Annotated in this window: 13 protein-coding genes; 8 read left to right on the top strand and 5 right to left on the bottom strand. The window is 61.5% G+C overall.

Annotated features, from left to right (window positions below; all coding sequences use genetic code 11):
- The first annotated feature begins 71 nt into the window (after nt 1–71).
- The 7 genes from ACA073_RS20500 to ACA073_RS20530 all read left to right on the top strand — a co-directional run bounded on the left by ACA073_RS20500 (nt 72) and on the right by ACA073_RS20530 (nt 7,367).
- Nucleotides 72–797 (top strand): RDD family protein, encoded by a 726-nt coding sequence (locus tag ACA073_RS20500; protein ID WP_497399051.1) that lies wholly within the window; start codon nt 72–74, stop codon nt 795–797.
- Nucleotides 794–1,771, top strand: a complete 978-nt coding sequence (locus tag ACA073_RS20505) for a stage II sporulation protein M (RefSeq protein WP_497399053.1) — start codon at nt 794–796, stop codon at nt 1,769–1,771. Before ACA073_RS20500 ends, ACA073_RS20505 begins: the two co-directional genes overlap by 4 nt.
- Nucleotides 1,758–3,302: a DUF4129 domain-containing protein gene (locus ACA073_RS20510; RefSeq protein WP_497399055.1), complete on the top strand. Its 1,545-nt coding sequence runs from the start codon at nt 1,758–1,760 to the stop codon at nt 3,300–3,302. Before ACA073_RS20505 ends, ACA073_RS20510 begins: the two co-directional genes overlap by 14 nt.
- Nucleotides 3,299–4,462, top strand: a complete 1,164-nt coding sequence (locus ACA073_RS20515; RefSeq protein WP_497399057.1) for a DUF4350 domain-containing protein — start codon at nt 3,299–3,301, stop codon at nt 4,460–4,462. The genes ACA073_RS20510 and ACA073_RS20515 overlap by 4 nt, the downstream gene beginning before the upstream one ends.
- The gene (locus ACA073_RS20520) at nt 4,462–5,463 is read left to right on the top strand and encodes an AAA family ATPase (RefSeq protein WP_497404168.1); all 1,002 of its coding nucleotides are present in this window, start codon (nt 4,462–4,464) and stop codon (nt 5,461–5,463) included. The genes ACA073_RS20515 and ACA073_RS20520 overlap by 1 nt, the downstream gene beginning before the upstream one ends.
- A gap of 115 nt (nt 5,464–5,578) precedes the next feature.
- Nucleotides 5,579–6,910, top strand: coding sequence for a DUF58 domain-containing protein (locus ACA073_RS20525; protein ID WP_497399059.1), 1,332 nt, complete (start codon nt 5,579–5,581; stop codon nt 6,908–6,910).
- A 238-nt stretch (nt 6,911–7,148) separates the two neighbouring features.
- Entirely contained in the window at nt 7,149–7,367 is a 219-nt protein-coding gene (locus tag ACA073_RS20530) for a DUF6124 family protein (protein WP_497399061.1), read from the top strand.
- Between the two features lie 155 nt (nt 7,368–7,522).
- Here the strand turns inward: ACA073_RS20530 and ACA073_RS20535 are convergent, their stop codons facing one another.
- Complete coding sequence (locus ACA073_RS20535) at nt 7,523–7,882, bottom strand: PilZ domain-containing protein (protein ID WP_497399063.1); 360 nt, start codon at nt 7,880–7,882, stop codon at nt 7,523–7,525.
- A 251-nt stretch (nt 7,883–8,133) separates the two neighbouring features.
- On the bottom strand, nt 8,134–8,508 hold the full coding sequence (locus tag ACA073_RS20540) for a tetratricopeptide repeat protein (RefSeq protein ID WP_497399065.1): 375 nt from the start codon (nt 8,506–8,508) through the stop codon (nt 8,134–8,136).
- A 175-nt stretch (nt 8,509–8,683) separates the two neighbouring features.
- Between ACA073_RS20540 and pyk the strand changes: the two genes are divergently transcribed.
- Complete coding sequence (pyk, locus tag ACA073_RS20545) at nt 8,684–10,135, top strand: pyruvate kinase (protein ID WP_497399067.1); 1,452 nt, start codon at nt 8,684–8,686, stop codon at nt 10,133–10,135.
- 199 nt (nt 10,136–10,334) lie between these two features.
- Here pyk and ACA073_RS20550 read toward each other — a convergent pair whose 3' ends face one another.
- Genes ACA073_RS20550 through ACA073_RS20560 form a run of 3 tightly spaced genes read right to left on the bottom strand, consistent with a single transcriptional unit; the run spans nt 10,335 to nt 13,148 of the window.
- Nucleotides 10,335–11,084, bottom strand: coding sequence for an enoyl-CoA hydratase-related protein (locus tag ACA073_RS20550; protein ID WP_497399069.1), 750 nt, complete (start codon nt 11,082–11,084; stop codon nt 10,335–10,337).
- Between the two features lie 29 nt (nt 11,085–11,113).
- Entirely contained in the window at nt 11,114–12,049 is a 936-nt protein-coding gene (locus ACA073_RS20555) for an iron-sulfur-binding ferredoxin reductase (RefSeq protein WP_497399071.1), read from the bottom strand.
- Complete coding sequence (locus ACA073_RS20560) at nt 12,042–13,148, bottom strand: GGDEF domain-containing protein (protein WP_497399073.1); 1,107 nt, start codon at nt 13,146–13,148, stop codon at nt 12,042–12,044. The genes ACA073_RS20555 and ACA073_RS20560 overlap by 8 nt, the downstream gene beginning before the upstream one ends.
- Between the last annotated feature and the right edge of the window lie 379 nt (nt 13,149–13,527).

A 13,527-nucleotide genomic window follows, 5' to 3' on the forward strand; every position in this document is an offset into this window, starting at 1 on the left:
GTTTTCCCCCAAGAGACTGCTAGCATCGGCCGGACAGAGAATCCCGATCAGGCCTCATCATCAGGTTGCCCATGCTCGAGACCACAGCACTGCCAAGGAAAGCGACGCTGGCCCCGCCACTGGATACGCGGTATCAGGTTGAAACGCCGGAAGGCATCGACTTGCCACTGCGCCCGGCCGGGTTGATGGTTCGTGCGCTGGCGTTCTCCATCGACCTCGGACTGCGCGGGTTGATTCTGGGTCTGCTGTTTATCGTCCTCGCGTTTCTGGGAAAACTCGGCGCCGGGCTGGGCTCGATCCTGCTCTTCGGGGTGAGCTGGTGGTACATGGTGCTGTTCGAGGTGCTCAATCAAGGGCGCTCGCCGGGCAAGCAATGGATGGGCCTGCGGGTGGTGCAGGATGACGGCACGCCGATCGGCTGGTCCGCTTCGCTGCTGCGCAACCTGCTGCGCTTTGTCGACCTGTTGCCGTTCGGTTATTTCCTCGGCGTCATCAGTTGCCTGCAACACCCCAATTTCAAACGTCTCGGCGACCTGGCCGCCGGCACGCTGGTGATCTACCGCGAACAGCCGCTCACCCGACCACAACTGCCTGACGCCGAGCCACGGCGCCCGTCGTTTGCCCTGACGCTGCCCGAGCAACGCGCCATCCTCGGGTTTGCCGAACGCCAGGGCGAACTCTCCGAAGCGCGGGTCACCGAACTCGCCTCCATCCTCGCGCAACCGTTGAAGGTTTCACCGCCACGCGCCGTGGCGGAACTCAACGGCATCGCCCGCGGCTTGTTGGGCCCCGCATGAAGCAAAGTCTTTTCGAGAATCGCCACAAGGCTGAATGGGTGCAATTTTCCCTTATGCTCGACAGGCTGGAGCGGAACAAGGACACCTCACGGCTTGCCAGTTTCCCGAAAGATTATCGAAGGCTCTGCCAGCATCTGGCCCTGGCTCGTGAGCGCGGTTACAGCAGTTTTCTGATCGACTCTTTGCAGCAACAAGTCCTGCGCGGGCACCAACAGCTCTATCGGCATCGCAGCCGACTGGGTGCCAATGTGCTCGGTTTCATCCTCGCGGACTTCCCGCGACTGGTGCGCGAGCAATGGCGTTTCGTGCTCGCCGCCAGCCTGATGTTTTTTGGCAGCCTGATCGGCTTTGCGTTGCTGGTGTACCTATTCCCGGATCTGGTCTACAACCTGATCCCGGCCGAACAGGTCAGCGAAATGCAAGGCATGTACGACCCTGTCGCCGGTCACCTGGGGCGCTCGGCGGAACGGGCGGCCAGTGAAGACTGGGTGATGTTCGGTTTCTACATCATGCACAACATCGGCATTGCCTTTCAGACCTTTGCCAGCGGTTTGCTGTTTGGCCTGGGCAGCGCGTTTTTCCTGTTCTTCAACGGGTTGATGATCGGCGCGGTGGCCGGGCACCTGACGCAGATCGGCTACGGGCAAACCTTCTGGTCGTTCGTGATCGGCCACGGCGCCTTCGAACTCAGCGCCATTGCCCTGGCGGGCGCTGCCGGCCTGCAACTGGGCTGGGCCTTGATCGCACCGGGACGACTGCCGCGCGCCGAAGCCTTGCGAGTGGCGGCGCGCAAAAGTGTACTGCTGATTTGCGGGGTCATGCTGTTTCTGCTGATTGCAGCGTTTATCGAAGCTTACTGGTCGTCAATGACCGGGCCTGCGCCGATGACCAAGTATCTGGTCGGTGCGACGCTGTGGTTTTTGGTCGCGATGTATCTGCTGTTTGCCGGACGGACCCGCCATGCGCCTGAGTGACGCGACCGTGGTAATCCGCCCGCGTACAACCTGGGAAGCCATGGACCTGGGCGTGCTGCTGAGCCAGCGGCACCGACGCCTGCTGATGACCAGTTGGGCCCTCGTGACCCTGCCGGTTTTCGCCCTGCTCACTTTGCTGCTGTGGGATTCCCCCTCCCGCGTAGCGTTCATCTTCTGGTGGCTGAAGCCCGCGTTCGAACGCCTGCCGCTGTACATCCTGTCCAAAGCCATGTTCGGTGAAACGCCCACGCTGAAGCAGGCGCTGCGCCAATGGCCACGCCTGCTCAAGCCACAATTGCTGGCCAGCCTGACCTGGCGACGCTTGAGCCTGAGTCGCAGCTTCCTGTTGCCGGTGGTGCAACTCGAAGGCCTGAGTGGTCTGGCACGACAACAGCGCTTGCAGGTGTTGTTGCAACGCGACGGTGGGGCTGCGCGCTGGCTGACGATCATCGGCGTGCATCTGGAAAGTGCGTTGTGGATCAGCCTGATGGTGCTGTTCTACCTGCTCCTGCCGCCACAGGTCGAACTCGACTGGAGCTGGCAGACATTGCTGTCCGCCGCCTCACAAGACTGGCGCTGGCTGGAGCACCTGACCAATGTGTTTTACGTGTTGGTGCTGGTGGTGTGGGAACCGATCTACGTAGCCTGCGGCTTCAGTCTTTACCTGAACCGGCGCACGGTGCTGGAGGCCTGGGACATCGAGCTGGTGTTCCGCCGCCTGCGCCAACGCTTGAGCGGGACCGCCATCACCTTGCTGTTGGCGGCATTCCTGCTGATGCCAACCGGGCAAAACGTCTGGGCCGCCGAGCCGGCCATTTCCCCCGACAGTCCGCGTTTGCTGGACCAGCCACTGAGCAGCCAGGCGTCCCGTGACAGCATCAAGGCAATCCTCGATCAGCCTCCGTTCAAGAACAAGGAAACCGTCACGCGCTATCGCTTTGGCGAGGACAAGCCATCCGCCGAAACCCCTGGCGACGGCAAAGCCCCCGAATGGCTGAAGGCCCTGCTCAAGTTACTGAATACCCAGCGCTTCGGCACATTGGCGACCTTTATAGAAGTCGTGCTGTGGGGCGCCGTCATCGGCGCGATCGGTTTGTTGATCTGGCATTACCGGGAGTGGTTGCGGGCCTTTGTCAGTCGTCGACCGGCGTTGAAGGGTAAAGTCGCACGACCGTTACTGCAGCAGGCATTCGGCCTGGACCTGAACCGTGAGACCCTGCCCGACGACATCGCCGCCAGCGCCGAAAGCCTCTGGCAATCCAACCCTCGCGAGGCGCTCGGGTTGCTCTATCGCGCCCTGCTCAGTCACTTGCTGCACGATTACAACATGGCGCTCAAACCCGCCGACACCGAAGGCCAGGTACTGGAGCGCGTCGAACAACTGCAACAACCCGCCCTGTTGGCCTTCAGCAAAAACCTGACCGGGCACTGGCAGAACATGGCCTACGGACATCGCCTGCCACCGGCGCATGTGCGACAGGAACTGTGTGATGGCTGGCGGACCTTGTTCGGTCCGGGAGCGGCGCATTGAACCGGCGATTGTGGTTGGCCGCTGGCGTGTTCATCGCCGTGCTGTTGGGCGCGTTGAGTCTTTATCTGTACGCCAGGGCGACGCCCTATCAGGCAGAAATCGATCACGGTCCGTCGCCCGAAGCCCAGGCCAACCCTTATCTGGCCGCCGAGCATTTCCTGCGCAAGCAAGGCCTGACCGTCAGCCATGCCAACAGCCTCGACATGCTGCCCACGCTGGAACCTCGACAACGCAGCCTGTTGTTGCTCGGCGACCGCTCCAGTATGACCCCGCGCCAGATCGATCAAGTGCTGAACTGGACCCGCGCCGGCGGGCGGCTTTTATTCATCGCCGAGTCGTTATGGGATGAAAAACTGGGCCAGAGCAACGACCTGCTGCTCGACCGGGTGAAGGTGCACCAGTCTCTGAGCAAAGACCTCAAGGACCCGCCGCCCGACACCGGCAAGGATCCCTACCCCAAACTGACCAAGCTGTACCTTGAGGACGAAGACGCGCCGGCCTACGCCACCTTCGATACCGCGTTCCATCTCGAAGACCCGAAAAATCTCGCGCAAGCCTGGGCCAACAGCGGCAAGGCCACGCACATGATGCAGCTGAACCACGGGCTCGGGTCGATCATCGTGGTCACTGACGCCGAGCTGTGGAAAACCCCGGCCATCGACCGGTACGACAACGCCTGGCTGCTCTGGTACCTGACCGCTGACACGAACGTGACCCTGCTGTTCAACACCGACCACGACAGCCTGCTGACCTTGTTGCTGCGCTATTTCCCCCAGGCGCTGGTCGCCCTCGTCGCCCTGATCGGCCTTGGCCTCTGGCATGTCGGCGTGCGCCATGGCCCGTTGATCGAACCCGCCCCGAGAGCCCGTCGGCAACTCCACGAGCACCTGCGTGCCAGCGCCGATTTCATGTGGCGCCGCACCGGTCAAGCCAGCCTGTTGCAAGCCTTGCAGCAAGACATCCTGCACCGGGTCCGGCGCCGTCATCCCGGTTTTGAACAACTCGGCGTCGCCGAACAATGGCTGGTGCTCGCACGCCTGACCGGCCAACCCACACGCGCAATCAGCCAGGCCATGAGCCCGCGACCGAAGCAACGGCTGTCCAGCGTTGAATTCAGCCGTCAGGTCGCCCACCTGCAAACCTTGAGGAACGCCTTATGATGAGTGAACAGATCGAGCCCGGCGCACCGAGCCATGCCGCGCAGCAACGCCAGCGCGCCAGTCAGTTGGCGCAGGCCGTGCGCAGCGAATTGCAAAAAGCCGTGATCGGCCAGCACACGGTGATCGACGACGTGCTCACAGCGCTGATTGCCGGCGGCCATGTGCTGCTCGAAGGTGTGCCGGGGTTGGGCAAAACCTTGTTGGTGCGCGCCCTCGCCCGCTGCTTCGGCGGCGAATTCGCGCGCATCCAGTTCACCCCGGACCTGATGCCCAGCGACGTCACCGGACACGCGGTGTACGACTTGCACACCGAGCAATTCAAACTGCGCAAAGGTCCGTTGTTCACCAACCTGCTGCTCGCCGATGAAATCAACCGCGCCCCGGCGAAAACCCAGGCGGCGCTGCTCGAAGCCATGCAGGAACGCCAGGTCACCCTTGAAGGCCGCGCCCTGCCCATCGCGCAACCGTTCATGGTGCTCGCGACGCAAAACCCCATCGAACAGGAAGGTACGTATCCCCTGCCGGAAGCCGAGCTGGATCGCTTCATGCTCAAGGTGCGCATGGATTACCCCGACGCCGATCAGGAGTTGGACATGGTGCGCCAGGTCAGCCGCTCGACCCGGGCCGACATGCTCGACGTGCAGCCGCTACGGACTGTGTTGCAAGCCAAAGATGTGCTGGCACTGCAACGCATCGCCAGCGATCTGCCGCTGGACGATCAGGTCCTCGACTACGCCGTACGTCTGGCGCGCACCACCCGTAGCTGGCCAGGCCTGACGCTCGGCGCCGGGCCTCGGGCCTCCATTGCCCTGGTACGCTGCGCTCGGGCGCGGGCCTTGTTGCGCGGTGGCGAGTTTGTGATTCCGGATGACATAAAAGGCTGCGCACTGGCGGTGCTGCGCCATCGTGTGCGCATTGCGCCGGAGCTGGATATCGAAGGGTTGGAGGTCGATCAGGTGTTGCAGCAACTGCTCGATCAAGTGCCGGCGCCGCGGTTGTGAACATCGTCGCCGGGGGAAAATATCGCAGCCTTCGGCAGCTCCTACGGGGGTGCGCGTTCAACGTAGGCGCTGCCGAAGGCTGCGATCTTTTGACCTGCCTGCACGGTGCCAAATCATGAAACCCTCACGCGTGCTATTAATCTGGCTCGCCGTGCTGCTGGTCATTGGCATCGTGCTGGGCGCATTGCGGGCATTGGAGATCGCCGTTCCATCAACGCTGTTGTCGATCAACTGGGGTTTATTGCTGGCGCTACTGGCCCTGGCAATACTCGATGCTGTGCGCCTCAAACGCCTGCCGTCGCCCCGGATAACACGACAAATGCCCGGCAGCCTGGCACTCGGCCGTTGGAGCGAAGTGCGTCTTGAGGTTGAGCATGACTTTCCCCAGCCACTGACGATTCAGATCTTCGACCACGTACCTGACGACCTAAACTTCGAAAACCTTCCCCTGTCAGTCGAGCTTCAACCAGACCAGCACAGCCGGATCGGCTATCGCCTGCGTCCGCTCAAGCGCGGCCACTTCACCTTCGAACACTGCGAAATCAACCTGCCGAGCCCCTTGGGCCTGTGGTCCGACAAACGCCTGCTAAACGTGCCCGACCACACCCGCGTGTACCCCGACTTCGCCCGCCTCTACGGCGGCCAACTGCTGGCGGTGGATAACTGGCTCAGCCAGCTCGGCGTGCGCCAGCGGCAACGACGCGGCCTGGGCCTGGAGTTTCATCAGCTGCGGGAATTCCGCGAAGGCGACAGCCTGCGCCAGATCGACTGGAAAGCCACCGCCCGCCAGCGCACGCCAATTGCCCGCGAGTATCAGGATGAACGCGATCAGCAGATCATTTTCATGCTTGATTGCGGACGACGCATGCGCAGCCAGGACGGCGAACTGGCGCATTTTGATCACGCGCTCAATGCCTGTCTGTTACTGAGCTACATCGCCCTGCGCCAGGGTGATGCGGTGGGGCTCAGCACCTTTGCGGTCGAGCAACCGCGCTATCTCGCCCCCGTGAAAGGTGCCGGTCAACTCAACGTTTTGCTCAACACGGTCTACGACCTGAACAGCACCCAACGCAGCGCCGACTATCAAGCCGCTACAACGCAACTGCTGGCCCGGCAAAAACGCCGCTCGCTGGTCGTGCTGGTGACCAACCTGCGGGACGAAGACGATGAGGAGCTGCTGACTGCCGTCAAACGCCTGAGCAAGCAGCATCGGGTACTGGTCGCGAGCCTGCGCGAAGACGTACTCGACAACCTGCGTCAGACGAGTGTGCAAACGCTGTCGGAAGCATTGGTCTATTGCGGGACGGTGGACTTCTTGAATGCACGGACCGAACTGCATGAACGGCTGCATGCCCATGGCGTGCCAGTGCTGGATGCAAGCACCCATGAACTGGGTGCCGCGCTGGTGACGCGCTACCTGGAATGGAAGAAAGCCGGGGCGTTTTAGTGACTGTGACGCGAGTGCGGAACGGGACCGCGTGCGGGACGTAAAGGGGCTACATCGGCTTGCGCCGTTGCCTACAGATCAGCCAGAATCCGCCGGCTTGTGCGCCTTGGGCTCGCCACGTAACTTGATCCGCGTCGCTGATTTCCAGCGATCGGGTTTAGTCGCCCGGGTGGGATACGGCTCATTGAAGGGATAAAACGCAAATGTCCAACTCCACACCGAATTCCCCGTACGCGGCATGTCGATGTTCACCGTCGCCCCCGACGCCGACCCCAGATCCATCGCCATCCAGGCCTTCGAAACCTTTTGCTCCGTCAACGACCTCTTGCTCGATCTGGCCGACAGCCTCGACGACAAGGCACGGCGTGCGGCCGTGGTCATTTATCAGTTGAGTGAGTGGGGGTTGATGCTGGTGGAGAAGTCATTGGCAGATGAGCAGGCAAGCGGCGCGGTTTAGCATCTATCCGTTCAAATTGTGTTGTTTTATCTGACGCCTTCGCGAGCAAGCCCGCTCCCACACTGGACCTCCGAGGTACACAAATCTGTGCCCAAAGAAGATCCAATGTGGGAGCGGGCTTGCTCGCGAAGGCGCCAGATCAAACACCGCAACCTTCAGGCAGACGCCGGCAACGGCTGAAAACTGAAGTACTGCTTCAACGCCTCCACCAATTGCTCATACTCCGGCGGTGCCCGTTGCAGGCTGAACCCGGCGTCGTAATGGTGAGGGGTTGCGTCTTCATGGCACCACAAGCAGCAAGCCCTGATATCGATGACCTGCTGGCAGCCATCGGCCATGGGGATCTTCAGGCGCAAATCGAAATCCGCGCCGATCATGATTGGCAACTGACTAATGAGCATCAGCCCGTGTTCAGAGACATTGCCCAGGAAGCCAATCGGTTTGTCGGTGACACTGTTGAACACTTTCAGAAAATACGGCAGTTGATGCCGCTCGATCCGGCGGTCAGTAAACATGCTCAATTCGCCCAGCAAGGCCCTTAAGCAGGGCCGCACTAATGCTTCGGAACGGGCCTGCCTGCCTGTATAAAACGTGAGCCAGACAAAGGGCGCGCTCTCCCCGATCCCGGTGCAACAGTCCATAAAGCCGCTGTCGCTTACTCCCGCCGATCACAGGTGTTACGTCGATTTAGAAACAAGATTCTAAACCGGTTATTCGACTATAGCTCACCACCGCCGGTGAGCCAGCCGTTGAACGACTACTGCAATCAGAACCGGGTCGGACGCACCGCCGCCGAGCTGCGCAGCGGGTAATGACCCAGCGACTGCAAGGTTTCCAGACGGGCCTGGGCGCGGTAGGCGTATTCGCTTTGCGGGTACGAAGCGATGATGAACTGATAGGTCTGCGCCGCATCGACAAACAGTTTCTGCCGCTCCAGACACAAACCGCGCAGCATCGACACTTCCGGCCACACATAAGACCGCGCGCGGCTGGCGCGTTCGACTTTGGACAGTTCGAGTGTCACCTGCTCGCAATTGCCACGGTCATAGGCCTTGTAGGCATTATTCAAATGATGGTTCATCGAAAAACGGGTGCAGCCCACAACACTGAGGGCAAGAATGGCTATGAGCACGAATCGCATGGGGGTTCTCCTGTCGTGAACTCTTTATCGACCCGTTGACGAAAATCTTCAAGAATGTTCGTTTCAATAAACAAGCGAATAACAAAGCTCTTCACAAAAAGTAGTGCACATGAACAATGACTACACCCCGAGAGCATAGTAGCCTCACTCAGCGCTTGAACTCAGGAGTCTTTGCATGTCCGTCCGTCGTACCAAAATCGTCGCTACCCTTGGCCCGGCCAGTAACTCGCCGGAAGTTCTCGAACAGCTGATTCTGGCTGGCCTGGACGTCGCCCGCCTGAACTTTTCCCACGGCACTCCCGACGAGCACAAGGCTCGCGCGAAGCTGGTGCGTGACCTGGCCGCCAAGCACGGGCGCTTCGTTGCCCTGCTGGGCGACCTGCAAGGCCCGAAAATCCGTATCGCCAAATTCGCCAACAAGAAGATCGAGCTGAAGATCGGTGATCAATTCACCTTCTCCACCAGCCATCCTCTGACCGAAGGCAACCAGCAAGTGGTCGGCATCGACTACCCGGACCTGGTCAAGGACTGCGGCGTGGGCGACGAGCTGCTGCTCGACGATGGTCGCGTGGTGATGCGCGTCGATACCGCCACTGCCACCGAACTCAACTGCACGGTGATCATCGGCGGCCCGCTGTCCGACCATAAAGGCATCAACCGTCGCGGCGGCGGCCTGACGGCTCCAGCCCTGACTGAAAAAGACAAGGCCGACATCAAGCTCGCCGCAGAAATGCAGGTCGACTACCTGGCCGTGTCCTTCCCGCGTGATGCCGCCGACATGGAATACGCCCGTCAACTGCGCGACGAAGCCGGCGGCACTGCCTGGCTGGTGGCGAAGATTGAACGCGCCGAAGCCGTGGCCGACGACGACACACTCGACGCACTGATCAATGCCTCCGACGCTGTCATGGTCGCCCGTGGTGACCTCGGCGTGGAAATCGGCGACGCCGAGCTGGTGGGCATTCAGAAGAAGATCATTCTGCACGCACGCCGCCACAACAAGGCGGTGATCGTCGCGACCCAGATGATGGAGTCGATGATCCAGAACCCGATGCCGACCCGCGCCGAAGTGTCCGACGTGGCCAACGCCGTGCTCGACTACACCGACGCCGTGATGCTCTCGGCCGAAAGTGCTGCCGGTCTGTACCCGCTGGAAGCCGTGCAAGCGATGGCGCGCATCTGCGTCGGCGCTGAAAAGCACCCGACCAGCAAGACTTCCAGCCACCGCATCGGCAAAGTGTTCGAAAGCTGCGACCAGAGCATCGCCCTGGCGGCCATGTACACCGCCAACCACTTCCCGGGCGTGAAGGCGATCATCGCCCTGACCGAAAGTGGCTACACGCCGTTGATCATGTCGCGCATCCGTTCTTCGGTGCCGATCTACGCGTTCTCCCCGCACCGCGAAACCCAGGCCCGCGCGGCCATGTTCCGTGGCGTCTACACAATTCCGTTCGACCCGGCGTCCTTGCCGCCTGAGCAAGTCAGCCAGGCTGCGATCGACGAGCTGTTGAAACGCGGTGTTGTGGAAAAAGGCGACTGGGTCATCCTGACCAAGGGCGACAGCTACCACACCATCGGCGGCACCAACGGGATGAAAATCCTGCACGTTGGCGATCCGATGGTCTGAGTGACCGGTTGCTGAAAAAAGAAAGCCCCGCCGTGTGAATGGCGGGGCTTTTTGGTTTCTGATCCGGAAGATTTGTTGTCTGGGCTGACGCCTTCGCGAGCAAGCCCGCTCCCACATTTAACCGAGTTCTACCAGAAAGAATGCAGTCAAATGTGGGAGCGGGCTTGCTCGCGAAGGGGCCAGCCCGGTCACCACAAACTCAATGCCTGTTGATAAACCCCGACAACGCCGCCACCGCTTCCGGCGAACGCAGCCGTTGGGTGAACAACGCGCCCTCTTCTTCTATCACTTTGCGCAATGGCTCCCGGTCCGGGGCTTTCATCAATTGCTTGCTGATGCGCACCGCTTCCGGTGGCAGCGACTCGAAACGCAGCGCCATCTGCCGCGCCTTGGCCAATGCGGCTTCGCCACTGTCCAGGGCTTCGGTCGCGATGCCCCACTCCGCAGCCTGTTCACCGCTGAAGCCTTCACCGAGCAGCAACAGCTCCGCCGCTTTGGCGTGCCCAAGCAATCGAGGCAGGAGCAGGCTGGAACCGAACTCCGGGCAAAGCCCGAGATTGACGAAGGGCATACGCAATCGCGCATCCCGGCTGATATACACCAGATCGCAATGCAGCAGCATCGTCGTGCCGATTCCCACGGCAGCACCGGCCACGGCGGCGATCACCGGTTTGCGGCATTTGAGCAGGGTCAGCATGAACTGGAACACCGGACTGTCCAGGTTACTCGGTGGTTGTTGCAGGAAGTCGGCGATGTCGTTGCCGGCGGTGAAGCACTCGGCGGAACCGGTGATCAGCACGGCGTTGATTTCGGGGTCGGTGTCAGCCTGTTTCAGCGCTTCGGCCAGATGGCTGTACATGGCGCGGGTCAGGGCGTTTTTCTTGTCGGGGCGGTTCAGGCGCAGGGTCAGCAGGCCGCGTTCGCGTTCAATCTGGATGGCATCGGTCATGGAAGGTCTCGCGTCTGAAAAGTCAGCGCTCAACCGCGGGGCAGGAAGACGTCGGCCAGCAGTTGATTGCGCGGCAGTCCCGCCAGGTACAGGCGCCGGGCAAAGGCGTCGACGCTGTCGGGAGACCCGCAGAGTAAGGCTTGGGTTTGCCGGGAAACAAGCCGCAGTTGCGCCAAAGCCGCGGGCAACTCGGTCGGTGTCCACAGTTCGATGCTGAGGTTCGGGCGGCTGGCAGCCATGGCTTGCAGGGGCTTGGCCAGATAATGCTCATCGGCATCATGGGCGAGGTGAATCACGCGGATAGCGCCTTGGTGATCCTGGCGCAAGGCTTCGCGCAAGACGCCAAACAACGGGCCCAGCCCCGTCCCGGCAGCCACCAACCACAGCGGCCGGGTGTGCCAGTCGGCGTCGTAATGCAGCGCGCCGCCCCGCAGTTCACCGAGACGCAGCGGGTCGCCGATCTTCAACTGACGCGCGGCGTCACTGAATTCACCGGGGTGGCGACAATCGAGGTGGAACTCCAGAAAACGGTCTTCTTCCGGCAGGCTGGCCAAGGAATAAGGCCGCGCCACGTTGCCGGCCCACAAGACCAGATGCTGACCGGCGCTGTAGCGCATCGGGCGTTGTGGTGTCAGGCGCAGACGCAAAACGCTGCTGCTCAACCAATCGACGGCGGCGACTTCGGCCGGGCGGCCGTCCTGTTGCGGGTCGAAGGTGTGCACCTGCAAATCCTCGACCACCTGACACTGGCACGCCAGGCGCCAGCCTTGCTGACGCTGCTCTGCGCTCAGGGCATCGGGCCGGCTGTCGCTCGGCAATCCTTGCGTACATTGCACCAGGCACGCATGACAACTGCCGGCGCGACAGCTGTAAGGAACGGACACACCGTTTTGATTCAACGCGTCCAGCAGGTTGCTGCCAGGCGCCACCGACCATTGACGATCGCCGACCCGCAACTCAGGCATCAACGTTCTCCCACGCCGCCGCGCAACGATTGCGGCCGTCACGTTTGGCGCGATAGAGCGCCTGATCGGCACGCTGCAAGGCATCGTCGAGATCGTCGCCCAGCTCCAGCAGCGTCATGCCCGCCGACAGGCTGAGGTTGCCCACTTTCAAGCCGATCAACTCGACGTCGGTGAAGGCAATCCGCAACCGCTCGCAGCAAGACGTCAGGCGTTCAGGGCCGCAATCGGGCAGCAGCACCACGAACTCTTCGCCGCCATATCGGGCCAGCACGTCCCCCTCACGCAAACAGGCGCTGGCCACACCGGCAAAAGCTTGCAGCACCTGATCGCCCGCCGCGTGGCCGTGCACATCGTTGATGCGTTTGAAATGGTCGAGGTCGATCAGCGCCAGGCCATGCACCACGCCGAGTTCCATGGCGTTGAGTTCGCGTGAGGCCAGGCGCAGGAAATGGCGGCGGTTGAACAGCCCGGTCAATTCGTCTGTCGCCACCAGGTCTTCGAGCTGACGCATCATCCCGCGCAGGGTGTCCTGATGCGCCTGCAAGGCGAACCGGCGCTGACGCATCCGTTGGCGGGAGGCCTGGACGTGACGTGCATAAAGCTCCAGCCAGACCAGCACGATAAACAGCACGCACACCTGCAACGCTGCCAGCGCCGGGTCGGCCAACTGGAAGTGGTAGCCCTCCCACAGCGTGATCGCACTGAAACTGAAAAACACCAGCAACGCGCACCGCACAAAGGCACGACGCGACAGATGAAATAGCCCGAACAGCAGAATCAGCACGTAGAACACCAGAAACGCGCCGCGTGCCTCATCCAGATTGGCGACCAGCCAGGTTTGCCAACCCAGCCCCAGCAACACTTGCGCTTCGGTCAGGCTGGGGTCGGAAAACCGCAGATTCCAGCCGCTGTAAAACAACGCGAACAACGTCGCCTGGCTGATGACCACCAGCGCGCTGCCGACGGCGACGTTGGCCAGCGGTTCATCGTAATGGTCGGTGAAAAACGCCAGCCACAGCAGCAGTAAGGCCAGGGCATAAGTGCCGGCTGCGAGGGCAAAACGTCTGAGCAAAAGGCGCTGGATGGCGTTATGGGTCAATCGTTGACTCACCGTGCGAAAGGAGGCTGACCGAGTGTCCTACTCTACAGACCGAACGCCACTTTAGTGGCGTGCCTGACAAATGACCATTCAATTTTTAGAGCTATAGCCTGGCGTCAATGCCATGGCCCGACTGACCGCTGATTTGCGCACGGCTCTTTGTGGGAGCGGGCTTGCTCGCTAAGGCGTCGGCACATCCAGCATTGATGTGGCTGGCACACCGTCTTCGCGAGCAAGCCCGCTCCCACCAAAAGCCCATCCGCAGGTTTATTTGCATCGTCGGCTTATGCGACCAACGATTGACTGCCGGCGCGTGTGCCCGCCAGCGAGGCGCGTTATACTGCCGCGCCTTTTTAGCGTCGCGCCAGCATGCCCGGCG

The sequence above is a fragment of the Pseudomonas sp. LBUM1670 genome (assembly GCF_059695695.1).

Excerpts from the sequence above, each read along its gene's own strand:
- ACA073_RS20535 (WP_497399063.1), bottom strand. The coding sequence starts at position 7,882 with ATGTTTACTGACCGCCGGATCGAGCGGCATCAACTGCCGTATTTTCTG.
- pyk (WP_497399067.1), top strand. The coding sequence starts at position 8,684 with ATGTCCGTCCGTCGTACCAAAATCGTCGCTACCCTTGGCCCGGCCAGT.
- ACA073_RS20505 (WP_497399053.1), top strand. The coding sequence starts at position 794 with ATGAAGCAAAGTCTTTTCGAGAATCGCCACAAGGCTGAATGGGTGCAA.
- ACA073_RS20550 (WP_497399069.1), bottom strand. The coding sequence starts at position 11,084 with ATGACCGATGCCATCCAGATTGAACGCGAACGCGGCCTGCTGACCCTG.
- ACA073_RS20520 (WP_497404168.1), top strand. The coding sequence starts at position 4,462 with ATGAGTGAACAGATCGAGCCCGGCGCACCGAGCCATGCCGCGCAGCAA.
- ACA073_RS20555 (WP_497399071.1), bottom strand. The coding sequence starts at position 12,049 with ATGCCTGAGTTGCGGGTCGGCGATCGTCAATGGTCGGTGGCGCCTGGC.
- ACA073_RS20510 (WP_497399055.1), top strand. The coding sequence starts at position 1,758 with ATGCGCCTGAGTGACGCGACCGTGGTAATCCGCCCGCGTACAACCTGG.
- ACA073_RS20500 (WP_497399051.1), top strand. The coding sequence starts at position 72 with ATGCTCGAGACCACAGCACTGCCAAGGAAAGCGACGCTGGCCCCGCCA.
- ACA073_RS20530 (WP_497399061.1), top strand. The coding sequence starts at position 7,149 with ATGTCGATGTTCACCGTCGCCCCCGACGCCGACCCCAGATCCATCGCC.
- ACA073_RS20525 (WP_497399059.1), top strand. The coding sequence starts at position 5,579 with ATGAAACCCTCACGCGTGCTATTAATCTGGCTCGCCGTGCTGCTGGTC.
- ACA073_RS20540 (WP_497399065.1), bottom strand. The coding sequence starts at position 8,508 with ATGCGATTCGTGCTCATAGCCATTCTTGCCCTCAGTGTTGTGGGCTGC.